Consider the following 16,568-nt stretch of genomic DNA (forward strand, 5'->3'; position numbering starts at 1 on the left):
ATTAAAGCTCCTTGGCTATGTTTGCAGCATCAAGCGCAATAACCCATTCTTCATTTGTAGGCATAACTACAGCTTTACTGCGTGCCTGTGAAGAACTAATTACGCCTTCTTGGCCAAAGCGGGCATTAAGATTAGCTTGTTGATCGCAATCAACACCTAAAAAGGCAAGTTGGGAAATTACTTTTTCGCGGATAATATCGGCGTTTTCGCCAATACCACCGGTAAAAATAATTGCATCAAGGCGTTGTAGAGGCACCATATAAGCAGCAATCTGTTTTGAAAGACGATAGCAAAACATATCAAGCGCGAGCATTGCTTTTTTATTACCGGCAACAGCCGCGTCCTCAATTGTGCGGCAATCATTAGAAAGCTCGCTGATACCTAATAAACCACTTTTTTGATTGAGTAGGTTATCTACTTGCTGTGCAGTGTAATCGAGCTGCGTGGTTAAAAAGTTAAACAGACCGGGGTCTATATCACCACTACGCGTGCCCATCATAAGCCCCTCTAGTGGTGTTAATCCCATACTTGTATCAACACTTTTACCATTTTTTATTGCACATACTGAGCAGCCATTCCCGAGATGAGCACTAATAAAGTTACTTTTTTCAATTGGTTGATTAAGTAGCTTTGCAGTTTGTCCTGCAACATAGAAGTGGCTTGTGCCATGAAACCCATAACGCCTAACGCCAAATTCTGTATATAACTTATATGGCAGTGCATAAAGGTAAGCTACTTCATTCATTGTTTGATGAAACGCAGTATCAAATACAGCTATTTGTGGTAAACCTTCGAACGATGCCTGTGCAGATGCGATGCCTAATAAATTAGCATGCCCATGCAGCGGCGCAAGCGTTGCAGCTTGTGTAATACCCGCAATGACCTTCTCGTCAATCAATACCGATTGTGTAAAATGCTCGCCGCCATGCACAACACGATGGCCCACAGCAATAAGTTGCTCATCTAAGTTATGATCTTTTATTAGGCTTACTAACGTATCAATAGCTTCGGCATGGGCTTGCTCCGCTGCCAAGTTAATGACTGTTTTAGCGCCGTTAAATTTATATTTTATAGAAGGAGTTGCTGCACCTAAGCGCTCTGCCAAACCCGATATGATTTCGTGGCCTGTGTTTGCATCAATAATGGCAAATTTTAAGCTGGAGCTACCACAATTTAGTACTAAAACGTGTTGTGACTTAGGAGAGGTTGTTGGCATAAATTCATTTCCATAAACAAAATTTAGTAAGTGAACGTAAACATTAATCGTTACACTCAAGGTGATAAATAAGGCTAAAACATTTAATTAAGCTAAACTAAAACGTAGCTGAATCAATGCGTAATATTTTACCCCAGTTACGAAATTTAGTTTAGTGTTTTGCACACTTTAACAGCAAAATTAAGCACTTTTACTGATAAAGTAAAAGCCTTTAAAATTGTGTTACACTTTAGAGATAACCCATTTAGTATTGTGTTTTAATAGAGTCACTGTGAGGAGTCATGATGCAAAAAAGTGTGATGTCACAAGTACAAACAGGGCGATTGTACGCAAAACAATGGCCAATGAGAAAAGAGTTAGCACCTCTATTTATCGAGTTTAAGGTTATTAAAGCCACAGATCTTGCGATCACAGTTATGCCCATTTTAGCCATGCTTACGTTGTTTTTTCAGATAAATTATTTAGGGCCAGATTTTTTACCGCAAGCTATTGCAAGTGCTTTATTTTTTATATCGTTACCGTTGCAAGGCTTATTGTGGCTAGGTAAACGCGCGCAAACGCCTTTAGAACCAGCTATGCAAAGATGGTATAACGATCTTTACACAAAAATGCTTGCCAATGGTTATCAAACACAGCTAAATGAAAAAAAGCCTCGTTATCTGGAGCTTGCAAATCTTTTAAAAGACATGTTTGATAAAATGGATAAAGCATTTACAAAAGAGCAATTTTAGAGGTTGTTAACTCACAACCTCATTTATCTTAAGCTTTTTTTGTAAACTGGGTGATGTAAAATGATAAGGTGACATTGTGCTCACCTTTTTCTTCGAGTAACGTCCAGTGTTCAGGTCTGAATTTCCACGCAAATGGTGTCATCATAATCAGGTTCTTTACGTCGTTAAAATTAAGCGTTACCTGCTCAGTTAGCAGTATTTGCTGTGCTTGAAAAAATCCACTTGGGGTATCTATTTGAGTATGCTCATTAACGTTTTCGTAAATATAATTTTTTAATTCTTTTAAGTGCCAGGGTCCTGGGCTTGCAACAATCAGTGTTGCTTCAGATTTAGCAAGCCTAGCCAGTTCTTGTTCAAATAAAGGAGCAAACACACTCACTAACACATCGGCGAACTGGTTTTCAAACGGCGCCTGACTAATTGAGGCAACACTAAATTGACAATTACCATAACGCTTTGCAGCATATTTTATTGCTGACTTTGATATATCTACACCATACACATTAGCGTTTGTTTTATTCGCCAGTGCATGCGTGTAAAAACCTTCCCCACACCCTAAATCAATAATATTGCCTGCATCTAATGTGCTAACTATGTTACCCAGTGCGTGTTGTAAAAAGCGGTAATAACCGCGCTCTAAAAATGTGCGTCTGGCTTGTACCATTTCTAATGAATCGCCTGGCTGCTTAGAGTTTTTCTGCTGTACAGGTAATAAATTGATATACCCTTCTTTTGCCAAGTCAAAACTGTGTTTATTTTCGCAGCTAAGCGTGTTGTTCGTTTTTGTAAGCATGTTGCTGCACAAGGGGCAGCGATATTCAAGACTCATGAGTCTAGGTAGTCCTTATCATAAAAAGTTTTTACCCAATGTGGGCGATAAGTGATCATTATAGTAATGGCCATTCCATTTAGCATGGCTTCAGGAAACCAAATTATGGCACTTAAATATACATAGTTATCAGTGAGCTCTTGCCAATTATATTGCCCAATAGCTAAGTAAAATAAGGCACCCAAGCTTATTTTTAGACACGCTATGAATCCTGCAGTAATAAAAGCACAGACAAATATATAAACAAAAAAGTGACGAGGTAAATAATGATAACTAACAATAAAAGCTAAGTAGCTAACTATTATAGGTATGAATGCATTAATAAGTATTTGCACCGCGAGTAATTCAAGCTCAATAAGCCCAAAAGCGAATAGTAACGCAGTTGCAAGCAAACTACTTAAAATAGCCAAGCGCCAACCCAGAATTAAAGTGGCTGCGGTTACGCCTAAAATATGTAAATCTAGGCCTGTTAGTATTCCAGCTTTGATCCGCCATAAAAGTGCAAAGACCAGCGCACAAGCCAGTACACCCGTTTGTCGAACGGGTGTAGCAAAAAGCGCTTTATAAGTCGCTTTATCAAAACTGAGTAAACTAAATATTATTACTAGGGCCCAAAGTAACCCTTGTAATTGTACGCTCAACATCATAATTATTTAAACGTTGACCAAATTGGTGCGTGATCTGACGGTTTTTCAATGCCGCGTAGTTCGTAATCAATTCCAGTTTCAATACAACGAGCTGACAGGTCGTTAGTTGCAAGCACCACATCAATGCGCAAACCTCGGTTATCTACAAATCCTTTTGAACGATAATCAAACCACGAATATTGATCGCTTGTATCAGGGTTTTGCTCTCTAAAGGTGTCTTTAAAGCCCCAGTTAAGTAATGTAGCAAGCCACTCACGCTCCACGGGTTGAAAAGAACATTTACCCGTTTTTAACCAACGTTTTGCGTTTACATCGCCAATCCCAATATCTAAATCGGTTGGAGATATATTGATATCGCCCATAACGATAACATCTTGAGCGGGTGTATGGTTTGCTTCAAGGTGAGTCATTAAATCTTTATAAAACTGACGTTTATAAGGGAATTTAGTTTCATGATTAATATTGTCGCCTTGTGGGAAATAGCCATTCATTACGGTTAAATCACGACCGTTTTCTTGCTCCACGGTAACGCTGATCATACGTTTTTGTGATTCTTCAGTATCTGTAGCAAAACCTTTTAAGACTGATTTTGGTTCTTTTTTGCATAACATAGCTACGCCGTAATGTGCTTTTTGACCATGGTAATACACGTGATACCCCATGTTTTGCACATCTTCTAACGGGAACGCTTCATCATGAACTTTAATTTCTTGTAAGCCAATCACGTCTGGTTGATGTTTATCAATAATAGCTTGTAACTGGTGAAGACGAGCACGCAGACCATTGATGTTAAAAGAAATCACTTTCATTGGATTTGCCTTAAAATTAGTTCGATTTAATACACCAAATTGTATCAGTAAATACGCTTACATAACATGACTGAAATGAGAAAATAGCTGCGCAAATGTTGTACAAATGGTGTTTAAAGTTTAAACATTGTTAATGTTCTATTAATTTGTAAAATAAATAAAAAATTCAATTGATATGTGGATTGTTGGTTATATAATGCGCGAAATTATTTAGCAACCACGTTCAAATAGGAACTCTCATGAAAACACAATTAATTCTAGCTGCAGCACTTTTAGTATCAACAACTGTTTCTGCACAAAGTAATTCGTATTTTAGTAAAGACAATAAAATTGAATCTAAATTATGTGTACTAAGTGCAAATGAGGGTTTTACAGCTGCTCGTAAAGTAGCGGCTCAGCATGGTGTATTTTTATCGCGCTTTTCATCAAGCATCTTGTGTAATGGTGAAGATATTCGCGATATCGCCAAAAAAGAAACAGCCAGTAAAGTAACTAAAGCTAAGGTTGAAGTATTTGCTAAAGATGCTCAACAAGAAACACAATTATGCCTTACAGCTTTAAAACAAGGGCTAGCACCAGTTCGTCAAAAGTTAGGTAATGTAGACTCGTTAAAATGTAATGGGCAAACAGTCACTGAATTTGTTAAGCGTTATCAAAACGCCGCTATTTAATCGCTAAAGACTTAAAAAGAGCTCGGTATTTTTACCGAGCTTTTTTTTGTAAAAATTACAAGGTTTACTGAAAAGTCTGCAGAAATGATGTGATAAAATAGCTCCTCTCGAAGATGCATTGAATGCATGTCATTGATTTAATTGCGCTTTCAATTTTGGCATTAGACTTGTATTAATTAGACTGACATTTATTAATTACAAGGATACGTCTTATGAAAAAGTTAACATTAGCAGCAACAATTTTAGCATCATTGAGCCTAGCAGCTTGTTCTTCACATCAAGGTCTTGATAAAATAGACAGCGATTTTGCAAGTCTGGACAATGACAGCGATGGTTATATTTCAAAAGTCGAAGCAGATGACGATAACATCTGGGAACATTTTTCAAATATTGATACCAATATGGACAATGAAATCAGCCGTAAAGAGTTTAGCGCTTACATGCAACTAAATGCCGGTAAAGTTGCGACTGATAGTGATGTGAGCGAGTCGGCATTTAAAGCCGATATTGCTAAATTTGATAAAATTGAAAGTAGTTTTGCAAGTTTAGATAATGACGAAAATGGTTATATTTCAATCGTCGAAGGTAATGACGATGATATTTCAAATCATTTTGGTTATATGGACAAAGATAAAGATAAACGCGTTAGTAAAAGCGAGTTTGTCGGTTATATTGAAAAGTACGGCAGCGCCGTGGCTGAAGATGACGCACTTGAGTCACTTAAACGCAGCTAATTTTTGCTGTTAGATTAATCAAGTTAGAAGCCAGTGATTTTCACTGGCTTTTTTGTGTCTTTAATTTAACTATTTGATAGATATATTTTCCTAGTTTGGTGTTGTTCTGTCATAATAGATGGCTGTGTATTTTTATTTGTTAAGAGTGTTTATGGCGGGTCGGCGAATTAGTGATGAGCAATTAGTTGAGATCATTGAAGCGGCGATTTTTGTTGCAGATAAACCGGTGAGTAAGCGTCATCTTAAAGACGTTGTATTAATGGATTTAGCTGTATCTATGGCGCAAATAAATAATGCAATTGATACAATACAAATACATTTTCAAACTCGTGGTATTCGCTTAGTTGAAGTGGGCAGTGGGTATCGTTTTCAGGCATGCAATAGTCTAAGTCCTTGGCTAAACAACCTTTGGCAGGAACGTGCGCCTAAATACTCACGTGCTTTGCTAGAAACATTATCGCTTATTGCATACAGGCAGCCTATTACACGCGGCGAAATTGAGCAGGTAAGAGGTGTTACTACGGGTTCGAATATTATTAAAACCTTACTCGAAAGAGAATGGGTTAAAGTGGTAGGGCATAAAGAAGTTCCGGGTAAGCCGGCTTTATATGCAACTACTAAACAATTTTTAGATTATTTTTCGTTAACTGGGCTTGAGAATTTACCAGCGTTGCCAACAGAGCAGCAAAGTAAGATTAACCAGTTATTAAGTGATCCTTCTGTGAGAGAACCATCCGAATGAGTATACAAGGTGAAAAGTTACAAAAAGTCCTAGCCCGTGCAGGGGTAGGCTCACGCCGTGAAATGGAAAAATACATTGATGCAAACCGCGTTAGTGTAAATGGTAAAGTGGCAAAGTTAGGCGACCGTGTTGAGGAAACAGACTTAATTCGTGTTGACGGACACACTGTGAAAATTGAAGAAAAAGCAGATAGGATTTGCCGTGTTATTATGTATAACAAACCAGAAGGTGAGTTAAGCACACGCAAAGATCCTGAAGGTCGCCGTACTGTATTTGACCGACTTCCTCGCATTGATGGCGATCGTTGGATTGCAGTTGGCCGACTCGATGTTAATACGTCCGGTTTAATGCTGTTTACGAATGATGGCGAGCTTGCAAACCGTTTAATGCACCCAAGCTACGAAGTTGAGCGTGAATACTCAGCGCGTGTGTTTGGCGAGGTAACAAACGAAACCCTGAAAAATTTAATGCGTGGTGTTGAGTTAGAAGATGGACCTGCCAAGTTTACTAGCGTAAAGCCTATGGGTGGCGAAGGTGTAAACCGCTGGTTTAACGTAACGTTAAACGAAGGTCGTAACCGTGAAGTTCGTCGTTTATGGCAATCACAGGATGCTGAAGTATCTCGTCTTATTCGTATTCGTTACGGAAAGTTAGAGCTAGACAAGCGTGTACCACAAGGTGGTTGGATAGAGTATGACTTAGAAACAGTTAACTATTTACGTAAAACTGTTAAATTAGGCCGTGAAACACAAACCAAACTTTCAGTTATGCCAGAAAAGCGTAAAGATAAACGCGCTAAAATCAATCAGATCCGTAAAGCAGTTAAAAAGCATAATCAACGTGTTAAGCCGACTAAACGTAAATAATCAATTAGTTATTTAATACAAAAAAGCCGCTCATTGCGGCTTTTTTAATGTGCTTTTAAATAACACAGGTCTTAGGCTGAGTTATTTTTTTACCTGAGCATCTAACGATTCGCCATTCACTTCACTAGAATCGTCACTCATTAGATATAAATAGGTAGGCATTAAATCCTCTGGTGTAGCAAGCGCGTCTCTATCTTCACCAGGATATGCAGCAGCTCGCATTGAAGTGCGCGTAGCACCTGGGTTAATACAATTTACACGAATGTTTGTTTTACCTACTTCACATGCCCACGTTTGCATCATACCTTCCACTGCAAATTTCGAAATGGCATAAGGTCCCCAAAATTCACGGCCTTTACGGCCAACACCAGATGATGTAAATACGATTGATGCACTTTCAGATTTACGAAGCACAGGAAATAACGCTTTGGTTAACATGGCTTGTGCAGTCACGTTTACTTTCATAATGTTTTCAAACGTTGATGAACAAAAATGTTCAAGTGGGCCGAGCGATCCTAAAATGCCCGCATTGTTGAGCAGCCCATCAAGGCGACCAAATTGAGATTCAATTGTTGCTGCAAGGTCACGGTAGTTTTGTTTTGTAGCGCCTTTTAAATCCATAGGCACAATTGCTGGCTTAGGATAACCCGCATTAACAATTTCATCGTAAACACATTCAAGTTTATTAGTTGTTTTCCCTAATAAAATAACAGTCGCGCCGTATTTCGCATAGGTAATTGCCGCGACGCGTCCAATGCCATCACCGGCGCCTGTGATCAAAATAACTTTGTCTTTAAGTGCATTTTCAGTTGCTTGATATGTGTGCATAAAAGTACCAATCTATATAATTTTTTTAATTTTAACATAGCAAAACGTGAAGTAATCGAATTTATTGTAAAATTAGGTGGCGAAAATAGAAACTTTACGTTAAGTTTAACTGGTCTAATGTCCCATTAATAATCTGATTACATTGTTTTAACCTAATACACTGATAAAACACACTATAAAAATAAAATATGTGCGGAGCCAATAATATGAAAAAAATGCTACTTTCACTCTCGGTTACAGCTGCTTTAGCAGGTTGTGGCGGTGGAGAAACGCTAAAAGATGTTAAAAATGATACAGCGCCTGTTATTCCTACAGCTACGGTAAAGTTTGATCCTGCTAAGGGAGTTATTTCTGTACCAAATGATTTATTAATGAGTGGTACCCGAGATGGAACCCTTAATATCCCAGATGAGCTTAACTCAGCGGGTGTGTCTATTACTCGTGCAGAATATGCAAATCCACAATTTGCAATAGGTGCACTCGATGGTTGGTCTACGCAAGTTCCTTTTAAGATAGATTTAACGTTTCCACCTTCAATAAGCTTAGACGAAGTATCAGCGGGTACACCAGGCTCAGTTCGTATTTTTGAAGTGATTATGGGTGCAAGTTTAACCGATGAGGAATGTGGTCAAGCCCCAGCGGGGGCGGCATGTAAACTTATTGGTGAACTTACTTTTGGTGTTGACTTCATCACGAAAGCATCGGGTGATGCGGTAGCGATTATCCCTTTAAAACCATTTAAAGCGGGAAGCTCATACATCAATGTATTAACGACTGAACTAAAAGATTCATTAGGGCGCTCAATAGAGCCATCTTCTACTTATGGGTTAGTCAAACAAGAAGTGCCACTCGTTACCGCCGCACAACTTGCGTTGCAAGGTGCAGTAAATAGTTACGAAAATGTAGTGGTGAGCTCAGGTAATATTACTAAAGATGAGATTATTTTTTCTGCTGCAATGACAATGCAATCAGCGGGACCAGTACTTGGTACAATCAAGCAACTGCTAGCGGTAAGTCTACAACAACCAAGCATGCCGACACCTGCTATACAAGTACCAGCTCAACCAATGGTAAATGTTCAAGATGTATTCAAAAGCCAAGGGGTAGAGGTTTCTGCTGCTTTTTCGGGTGTGCAATACCAAAAAGGTAGCATCATGTTACCTATGTACTTAGGGACTCCAACAGGCTCAGCGATCAGCGATTTAAACGATACATATTGGCAAGGTATGTGTGACAACGCAGTCGTAGTATCAGGGTATAAAGCACAGGCAGGTGATGCTTTCCCAGCCGAACCAATTAGCGTGAATGATGGCACATGTGCCGCATTAAGTGGTGGCAAACTGCGTGATTTAGGTCTAGATAGCACGCGTCATTTAACCAAATATAATACCATTCCAAAAATGCAAAGCATGGCCAATGTGCCAGTGCAAGTAACTAAGCCTATTTTACCTATAATTAATGGTGTACGTGCACAACTACAGCTACCTGCTATCGAAATGCCTGAAAATGGTTGGCCTGTTGTTATTATGCAACATGGTATCACTACGCAAAAAGAAAGCATGCTGGCGTTAACTGCTCAGCTTTCAATTCAGGGGTTTGCAACGGTCGCTATTGACCACCCTCGACATGGTGAGCGTGGTATTGATGTTGATGGCGATGGAAAAGATGATTTTAATGCGACAACAGACTCAGTACTGAGTTACATGAACTTAAGCTCATTGCTTGTTGCACGTGATAGCTTACGTCAATCAGCTGCCGATTTATTAGGTTTGCGTCTGGGCTTGAACTTTATCAACGATGCGACTATCAATAGTAAAGATGTTACCTACATCGGGCATTCACTAGGGTCTATTGTTGCGCCGGCATTTATTGCTCAAGCTAACAGCCCAATGGCTGAATCGATTGACCCACTGTTCAAGGTTAATACTGTTGCATTAGCAAGCGGCGGCGGTGGCGTTGCTAGTTTCTTACTAGAATCGGGCGCATTTGGCCCATTTGTACAAGGTTCTGTTCTTTTATCTTCAGGCACTACGGAGTCTGCTGAATTTGGCGCATTTACACAAGGTCCAGCTATCTCTAACTGTGGAGTAGCAGATTATAGTAGAGCCTTTACTTCATGTGCTTTTAAAGAATATGTTACTGCGCTTACCGTCGCAGGAGAAACAAGTAAGCTTGCAAATATTCAAGGTGTGATGACTAAATTTGCTTTTGCAGCACAAACAACGCTCGATAGTGGTGATCCGACTAATTATGCTGCAGCTGTAAAAACACTCGAAACACCGATTTATATGAATGTTGTTGTGGGTGATGGTGTTAATAATAAAGCTGATCAAGTTATTCCGCCTACCACAACGATTAACCCAATTGCAGGCAGCCTTCCGCTAGCAAACTTTATGGGCTTAGAAACGGTAAGTACATCGCAAGCGCTAAGTGCAACGCCTTCTAGCTATTTAGTTAAGTTTACCAAAGGGCACCACGGTTCAATTCTTACACCAGCACCAAATGAAGAAGCCGGTGCTGATGCTCAAGGAAGTGCAGCGGCTAATGCCGAGATGCAGCTACAAGTTGCAACCTACCTCGCCGCTCGCGGTCGTATGTTGGTAGTAACAAACAGCGATGTTGTGACTGATTAATAACCAGCAAAAAAATTAACCTTTCAAAGCCACTGCAAAGTGGCTTTTTTTTGTCTTAAAGCATGCTAAATTAGCTGAAATTTATTAATGGAGAAACCAGTTGGAATTTTTATACGAATACGGTTTGTTTTTTGCTAAAACAGTTACTTTTGTTATTGCTATCGCGATTATTTTAATGTTGATAGTAGGTGCTGCTGTTAAGCCGAAAGCTAAAAAAGGTGAGATACAAATAGATGATATATCAGAGCAATTAGTCGAACTCAAAGAAAGTTTTTTACAAAATACGCTTGGTAAAAAAGAACTTAAGGCACACCACAAGCAGCTAAAATCACAAAGTAAATTAGCCGATAAAGAAGAGCCTAAACCTCGTTTATATGTTATTGATTTTGTAGGAAGTATGGATGCTCACGAAGTGGAAAGCTTAAGAGAAGAAATAACTGCAATTATTTCTATTGCTGAGCCTAGTAAAGACAAAGTTCTTATTCGTTTAGAAAGTGGTGGTGGCGTAGTGCATGGCTATGGCCTTGCTGCTTCTCAATTACAACGTATTAAGAATGCGGGCATTCCTTTGAGTGTTTCAATTGATAAAGTGGCTGCTAGTGGTGGTTACATGATGGCATGTGTTGCAGATGAAATACTCGCAGCTCCGTTTGCCATTGTTGGCTCAATCGGTGTTATAGCACAAATTCCTAACTTTAATAAAATATTAAAGAAAAATGACGTGGAATTTGAACAAATAACCGCAGGTGAATTTAAACGCACATTGACATTGTTTGGTGAGAATACGGATAAAGCCCGTGAAAAATTTCGTGAAGAAATTGAGCAAACACATGACTTATTTAAAACATTTGTGAGTACGCAACGTCCTAGCTTAGACATGAGCTTAGTCGCCACTGGTGAGCATTGGTTTGCAACTCAGGCCATTGAAAAAGGCTTGGTCGACGTAATAAAAACAAGCGACGATGCCTTATTAGATCAGCAACATGAACGTCAAATATATAAAATTAAATACAAAGTTAAAAAAGGGCTGAGCGATAAGCTAGCGCTTGGCTTGAGTAGTGGCGTAAATAAAGTCGGGATAAACTTACTTTCTAAATTTAAGTCCCTAAATCCTTAGATTAGAATTTTTAACCTGAGAACAAGCTAATTATTTTTACTCGAAAAAAAACCTTGATGGATTGCATCAAGGTTTTTTTATAGCTGTATAAATGTAGCTTATGAGTCAATAGATTTATGATAATCTTCTAAGTCTTTAGCTGCGTTAGGGTCATTGAATACGCTTTCATCAAGTTCTCCTTCAGATTTAGCCACAACACAAGTCACCATACAATCGCCCGTTACATTTACCGCAGTACGGGTCATGTCAAGCAATCTATCTACACCAATTATAATAGCGATACCTTCAACCGGTAAACCAACTTGGTTAAGCACCATTGCTAGCATAATTAAACCAACACCAGGCACACCTGCAGTGCCTACAGAAGCAAGCGTAGCGGTTAGAATAACCATTAAATAATCAGAAATAGTTAAATCAACACTAAATACCTGAGCAATAAATACGGTTGCAACACCTTGCATAATAGCGGTGCCGTCCATGTTAATGGTAGCACCTAAAGGAATAGTGAAAGAGGCGACAGAATTGCTAGCGCCTAGCTTTTTAGTGGCGGTTTCAAGTGTAATAGGCATGGTTGCACTAGAGCTTGATGTACTAAACGCAAATAAGCACGTATGTTTCATTTTTGCCAAGAAAATAGCAGGGCTTAGTCCTGTGAGAAGTTTTAGTAAAAGCGTGTAATTTACAAATGCATGTAACAGTAGGGCTAAAACAACAACAAAAAAGTATTTTGCTAAGCTTACAATTAGATCCAATTCTATAGTAGTAAAAAGCTTAGCCATTAAGAAAAATACACCGTAAGGTGCAATGTTCATTAATAATGTGACTAATTTTAAGATTACAGTGTTTAAATCTTCAAATACGGCCGTTACTCGTTTACCAGCTTGGCCGCTTAACGCCATAGCAATACCAAATAATAAAGCAAACACAATTACCTGTAACATATTACCTTTAGCCATTGCTTCAAATGGATTCGTTGGGAACATGTCAATGATAACTCTTGCAAGTGTAGGAGCTTCTTTTGCATCATAGCTTGCTTGAGAGGGAAGGCTGATCCCTTCACCTGGATTAAATAACAATGCCAGTGATATAGCAACGGTTATAGCAATTGCAGTGGTTAATAAATAAAGGCTAATTGATTTACCGCCTAAACGACCTAACTTTTTTGGATCGCTAAGGCTACAGGTTCCACACACTAGTGAAACAAAGACCAAGGGAACAACCAACATTTTTAAGCTGGCAATGAATATTTGTCCACCTACGTGAAAAATACCATCTACAAAAAAGGCTTTAATTGGCAAAGAGAATAATCCAAGTGGGATTAGATAATCGTCTTCACCAGCTAAAATAGCCTGAAATATAAAGCCTACTATAACGCCGAGGCCCATGCCTATCATGATGCGGGTGGTTAAACTCATTGAACGGATTTTTGACATATACCCTAATCTACTTTAAATAAATTTTGCCATAGACTACCAGTCTATAAATATTTATACAGAAAAAATTAGTATTTATTGAAAATTATTTTATATAAAAAAGTAATAAAAAACGGAGATTTTAAACTAACTTATAGGTTAATATTAGGTAAATGACGTTTAGCAAATATTAACTACACTAGGGAGAGGTAAATGCCTTTAACGCGACTGCTCAGTATTACATTACTTAGCTTTTTTCTTATGGCTTGTGGCGGCGGCGGATCACTTGAAAAAAGTGGCACGGTTGGTGGTGGCACCGACGGCACAGATACGAGCAGCTCACTTGCTTTACAGCTGACTATTTTAGATCAAACAGGGGCTGCATTTTCTGATTCGAACCCTGTGAGTAAAGATAACAAAGGCGTTGTGACAGCAACACTTACAAATAACGCTGTAGCACTTACTGACAAACTCATTACGTTCACCACAAAATTCACAGGGAAAATAACCCCAGAACTTGGCACGGCGCTTACCAATAATCAAGGTCAAGCAACTGTTAGCTTAAGCAGCGGTAATTTTAAAGGTGCGGGCGAAGTGGTCGCAACGTATGTAGCTGATGATCAAACCATTACAAAAACGCTGGGCTTTATATCCAGTGGTGATGATGCGTCAAGTGAAGCGGCCGTAGTTGCAGTAGATATTAAGCTATTACAAGGATGTAGTGACGGTTGGGACAGCGATAGAAACACAGTATCGCTCGAGCAAAGCTATGTTGCTTCTGGCTGTAAATCGGTTAATCAATTTTCGTCAGATGAACTGATTGATGTGTTAGTTAAAGTAACCGATACGAGCTCGGGTGATGGTTTTGTTGGTGTGATCAGTGATATTACGACTGATTTGGGAAGTTTGTTACCTGTCTCTGGTAAAGCACTAACAGACAATTTTGGCTTTGCAATTTTGAAATTACAACCTGGTGCGAACAGTGGCGCCGGTGAAATTACAGCAACATCAAAATCAACATCGAGTCAAAAAGCATTTGAAATTTCGACTGCTGAGCTGCAAGTTAATATTAGTAATGGTTTATTTAACAAATTAGATGCCAATGGTAACCCTATAGCAAATGAATACCAGCCATTAGCCGCTGGTGCGACAACCGTTATTAGCGTTGAAATATTAGATAGCAATGGACAGCGAGTAGTATCAACACTTGATGTGCAATTTAGTTCTAGTTGTACCCAAGCGGGTTTGTCAATTTTGGATGCAAACGCAAAAAGCATCAGTGGAATTGCAACGGCCACTTATCGTACCAATGGTTGTAGCGCCTCACTCGGCGACACCGTGACTGCAACCGTGCTTACCGGTGGCACACCCGTCGTTAAATCGGTTAACATTCCGGTATCAATTGCTGAGGTTGAGTCCATTGAATTTATGAGTGCAACACAAAATGTAATTGCACTTAAGGGCACTGGCGGCCAATCGCGCTCTGAAACATCTGAAATCACGTTTAAATTAAAAGACAGAATCGGAAAACCGGTTGTCAGTAATAGAATGGATTTTCGTTTAAGTTCAACAAATGGTGGTATAAGCCTATCGCATAATAGTGTATTTACTGATGCACAAGGTTTGGCCCGCGTGCAAGTAAACTCAGGATTTGTCCCTATGGCAGTGCGAGTACAGGCTTGTTATATCCCTCAGAGTCAAATTCCAGCAAATCAAAATAATGATGTGACTTGTTGGCAAGACGTTTACTTAGAGTGTAAAAAAGATGCGTCACAAAGAAATAATAGTGTTTCGTGTCCTATTGGGGAGCTTTCTTTAGTTTCACTTGATGAACAAGTTGTAACTGTCTCTGATTTAGTCTCAATTAGTTCAGGTCTTCCTGATGGGAATAGTTTTACCGCAGGTGCAACGAGTATTAATATTGAAGCACTTGATTATATCGGTGACACTAATGAAATTTCAATTTTTCTAGCCGATCACTTTAACAACCCCGTGCCTGACGGTACCACTGTTTATCTAACCACTGAAGGCGGTGCAGTTGGCACACTGGATGGGACTGCTTTTAATCCACAGCTTGAATGTAATACAGTCGATGGTGCATGTAAGGCACAATGGCGCAACCAAAATCCAAAACCATTTACAGAGGCTAAATGGGGAAATCAAATCAGTTCTATAAATCCTAAAACAAATACTATTAATTGTGATCTGTATTTCAATGCAGCTGCGCCTTGTATGAATGGGATCACTAACGCAGCAGACGATGTTAACAATGGTGTTCCTTTAGGTGGGCGTGTAACCGTTGTTGCGACAGCGAAAGGGCAAGAATCATTTATTGATATTAATGGTAATGGCCGTTTCGATACCAATGAGTATTATAGTGGTTACGATTTACCTGAAGCGTTTGTCGATCATAATGAAAATGGGATATACGACGGATTAGCGGGTATTTATGACCCGGTCACAGCAACTGTAAAAAAAGCAGCCGAGTTTTGTAAAGAGGGTGATACAAATGATCCATGTAGCCCTAAAAAGACGAATGGCGGTCATTTTGAAGAGAGCTTTGATATTGATTCAAATGGTATGCATACTTTAGCTGATGGTAAGTACAATGGCCTATTATGTACAGAAGCGGCAACTAATCCACCTGCTAATGCAACCTTTGCAAGCCTATGTACAAAAAATTTACTCGATGTGCGTGAATCATTTCAAATTATATTATCGGGCAGTACTGTTTATAGTCGTTTTGTAGTTGCTAAAGAAGAGCTTACCAAAAAATTTCCACTTGAATCAGCAAACATAGCAAGCTGTAGCAACATCACAGGGGATAGAAATGGTAATAGTGTCGATATTTTGAGATTAGAACCTTCAGATTTAAGTACTCATTGTGACGTAGATTTGATTGATTTAAGCCCAAATATTGCACCTGACACGTTTGATAGCCTTACGTTCAGAATTTACTACTCTGATAGATACAATAATCCTATTCCCTCAGGAACTACGGTATCAATATCGACAAAAAATGGTAAATACGATGGTCGTGGCAGTTTCACGATGCTTGAAAGCGGTTGGACTAAAGCACACTCAGAGCCGCTTACTATTAGTCGAGAAACAGATCCAAATGATGCAACTACGGGCTTATTTACAGTTTCATTTGAAACGCCTAAAGGGGTGCAAACATCATCGACACTGACTATTAGAGACGATGGTTAAAGGTTTATAATTGCTTTATTTGTAAAAATGCCAACCGAAAGGTTGGCATTTTTGTTTGTGTTCTATATATTCCACAGCAATTATCATAAAAACACCTGTTTGTTTAAATTAACAACAGAAATT

The 16,568-nt window shown here is 39.0% G+C and carries 14 protein-coding genes; 8 read left to right on the plus strand and 6 right to left on the minus strand.

What is annotated here, in order from left to right:
* Nucleotide 1: 1 nt before the first annotated feature.
* Entirely contained in the window at nucleotides 2-1,216 is a 1,215-nt protein-coding gene (locus PALI_RS06345) for an acetate kinase (protein WP_193155291.1), read from the minus strand.
* A gap of 284 nt (nucleotides 1,217-1,500) precedes the next feature.
* Between PALI_RS06345 and yfbV the strand changes: the two genes are divergently transcribed.
* Nucleotides 1,501-1,947, plus strand: a complete 447-nt coding sequence (yfbV, locus tag PALI_RS06350; protein ID WP_077537808.1) for a terminus macrodomain insulation protein YfbV — start codon at nucleotides 1,501-1,503, stop codon at nucleotides 1,945-1,947.
* A gap of 28 nt (nucleotides 1,948-1,975) precedes the next feature.
* On the opposite strand, the gene PALI_RS06355 is transcribed toward yfbV, so the two are convergent.
* From PALI_RS06355 to xthA, 3 genes are read right to left on the minus strand one after another with little or no spacing between them, the layout of a single operon-like run.
* Nucleotides 1,976-2,776 carry a putative RNA methyltransferase gene (locus PALI_RS06355; protein WP_193155292.1) on the minus strand — a complete coding sequence of 267 codons (801 nt, stop codon included), beginning with the start codon at nucleotides 2,774-2,776 and terminating at the stop codon, nucleotides 1,976-1,978.
* The gene (locus PALI_RS06360; protein WP_193155893.1) at nucleotides 2,773-3,420 is read right to left on the minus strand and encodes an energy-coupling factor ABC transporter permease; all 648 of its coding nucleotides are present in this window, start codon (nucleotides 3,418-3,420) and stop codon (nucleotides 2,773-2,775) included. Before PALI_RS06360 ends, PALI_RS06355 begins: the two co-directional genes overlap by 4 nt.
* 5 nt (nucleotides 3,421-3,425) lie before the next feature.
* Nucleotides 3,426-4,232, minus strand: a complete 807-nt coding sequence (gene xthA, locus PALI_RS06365) for an exodeoxyribonuclease III (protein WP_193155293.1) — start codon at nucleotides 4,230-4,232, stop codon at nucleotides 3,426-3,428.
* 239 nt (nucleotides 4,233-4,471) lie between these two features.
* Between xthA and PALI_RS06370 the strand changes: the two genes are divergently transcribed.
* The 4 genes from PALI_RS06370 to rluB all read left to right on the plus strand — a co-directional run bounded on the left by PALI_RS06370 (nucleotide 4,472) and on the right by rluB (nucleotide 7,245).
* A complete protein-coding gene (locus PALI_RS06370) occupies nucleotides 4,472-4,903 on the plus strand; it encodes an exonuclease III (protein ID WP_138586070.1) in 432 nt (143 codons plus the stop codon).
* A gap of 212 nt (nucleotides 4,904-5,115) precedes the next feature.
* Nucleotides 5,116-5,637 carry an EF-hand domain-containing protein gene (locus PALI_RS06375; protein ID WP_193155294.1) on the plus strand — a complete coding sequence of 174 codons (522 nt, stop codon included), beginning with the start codon at nucleotides 5,116-5,118 and terminating at the stop codon, nucleotides 5,635-5,637.
* 151 nt (nucleotides 5,638-5,788) lie between these two features.
* The gene (gene scpB, locus PALI_RS06380; RefSeq protein ID WP_193155295.1) at nucleotides 5,789-6,379 is read left to right on the plus strand and encodes an SMC-Scp complex subunit ScpB; all 591 of its coding nucleotides are present in this window, start codon (nucleotides 5,789-5,791) and stop codon (nucleotides 6,377-6,379) included.
* Nucleotides 6,376-7,245 carry a 23S rRNA pseudouridine(2605) synthase RluB gene (gene rluB, locus PALI_RS06385; RefSeq protein ID WP_193155296.1) on the plus strand — a complete coding sequence of 290 codons (870 nt, stop codon included), beginning with the start codon at nucleotides 6,376-6,378 and terminating at the stop codon, nucleotides 7,243-7,245. Before scpB ends, rluB begins: the two co-directional genes overlap by 4 nt.
* An 81-nt stretch (nucleotides 7,246-7,326) precedes the next feature.
* On the opposite strand, the gene PALI_RS06390 is transcribed toward rluB, so the two are convergent.
* On the minus strand, nucleotides 7,327-8,073 hold the full coding sequence (locus PALI_RS06390; RefSeq protein WP_193155297.1) for a YciK family oxidoreductase: 747 nt from the start codon (nucleotides 8,071-8,073) through the stop codon (nucleotides 7,327-7,329).
* Nucleotides 8,074-8,279: 206 nt separating this feature from the next.
* Here PALI_RS06390 and PALI_RS06395 point away from each other — a divergent pair, with 206 nt between their 5' ends.
* Complete coding sequence (locus PALI_RS06395; protein WP_193155298.1) at nucleotides 8,280-10,706, plus strand: VolA/Pla-1 family phospholipase; 2,427 nt, start codon at nucleotides 8,280-8,282, stop codon at nucleotides 10,704-10,706.
* Nucleotides 10,707-10,806: 100 nt separating this feature from the next.
* Nucleotides 10,807-11,823 carry a protease SohB gene (gene sohB, locus PALI_RS06400; RefSeq protein ID WP_193155299.1) on the plus strand — a complete coding sequence of 339 codons (1,017 nt, stop codon included), beginning with the start codon at nucleotides 10,807-10,809 and terminating at the stop codon, nucleotides 11,821-11,823.
* A gap of 98 nt (nucleotides 11,824-11,921) precedes the next feature.
* Here sohB and PALI_RS06405 read toward each other — a convergent pair whose 3' ends face one another.
* A complete protein-coding gene (locus tag PALI_RS06405) occupies nucleotides 11,922-13,256 on the minus strand; it encodes a dicarboxylate/amino acid:cation symporter (protein ID WP_193155300.1) in 1,335 nt (444 codons plus the stop codon).
* A 192-nt stretch (nucleotides 13,257-13,448) separates the two neighbouring features.
* Here PALI_RS06405 and PALI_RS06410 point away from each other — a divergent pair, with 192 nt between their 5' ends.
* Nucleotides 13,449-16,445 carry an Ig-like domain-containing protein gene (locus tag PALI_RS06410; RefSeq protein ID WP_193155301.1) on the plus strand — a complete coding sequence of 999 codons (2,997 nt, stop codon included), beginning with the start codon at nucleotides 13,449-13,451 and terminating at the stop codon, nucleotides 16,443-16,445.
* Nucleotides 16,446-16,568: the final 123 nt, after the last annotated feature.

This window comes from Pseudoalteromonas aliena SW19 (genome assembly GCF_014905615.1).
GTDB classification, from domain to species: domain Bacteria; phylum Pseudomonadota; class Gammaproteobacteria; order Enterobacterales; family Alteromonadaceae; genus Pseudoalteromonas; species Pseudoalteromonas aliena.

Excerpts from the sequence above, each read along its gene's own strand:
- xthA (WP_193155293.1), bottom strand. The coding sequence starts at position 4,232 with ATGAAAGTGATTTCTTTTAACATCAATGGTCTGCGTGCTCGTCTTCAC.
- PALI_RS06360 (WP_193155893.1), bottom strand. The coding sequence starts at position 3,420 with ATGTTGAGCGTACAATTACAAGGGTTACTTTGGGCCCTAGTAATAATA.
- PALI_RS06355 (WP_193155292.1), bottom strand. The coding sequence starts at position 2,776 with ATGAGTCTTGAATATCGCTGCCCCTTGTGCAGCAACATGCTTACAAAA.
- PALI_RS06370 (WP_138586070.1), top strand. The coding sequence starts at position 4,472 with ATGAAAACACAATTAATTCTAGCTGCAGCACTTTTAGTATCAACAACT.
- PALI_RS06405 (WP_193155300.1), bottom strand. The coding sequence starts at position 13,256 with ATGTCAAAAATCCGTTCAATGAGTTTAACCACCCGCATCATGATAGGC.
- PALI_RS06395 (WP_193155298.1), top strand. The coding sequence starts at position 8,280 with ATGAAAAAAATGCTACTTTCACTCTCGGTTACAGCTGCTTTAGCAGGT.
- rluB (WP_193155296.1), top strand. The coding sequence starts at position 6,376 with ATGAGTATACAAGGTGAAAAGTTACAAAAAGTCCTAGCCCGTGCAGGG.
- PALI_RS06390 (WP_193155297.1), bottom strand. The coding sequence starts at position 8,073 with ATGCACACATATCAAGCAACTGAAAATGCACTTAAAGACAAAGTTATT.
- PALI_RS06345 (WP_193155291.1), bottom strand. The coding sequence starts at position 1,216 with ATGCCAACAACCTCTCCTAAGTCACAACACGTTTTAGTACTAAATTGT.
- PALI_RS06410 (WP_193155301.1), top strand. The coding sequence starts at position 13,449 with ATGCCTTTAACGCGACTGCTCAGTATTACATTACTTAGCTTTTTTCTT.
- scpB (WP_193155295.1), top strand. The coding sequence starts at position 5,789 with ATGGCGGGTCGGCGAATTAGTGATGAGCAATTAGTTGAGATCATTGAA.
- PALI_RS06375 (WP_193155294.1), top strand. The coding sequence starts at position 5,116 with ATGAAAAAGTTAACATTAGCAGCAACAATTTTAGCATCATTGAGCCTA.
- yfbV (WP_077537808.1), top strand. The coding sequence starts at position 1,501 with ATGCAAAAAAGTGTGATGTCACAAGTACAAACAGGGCGATTGTACGCA.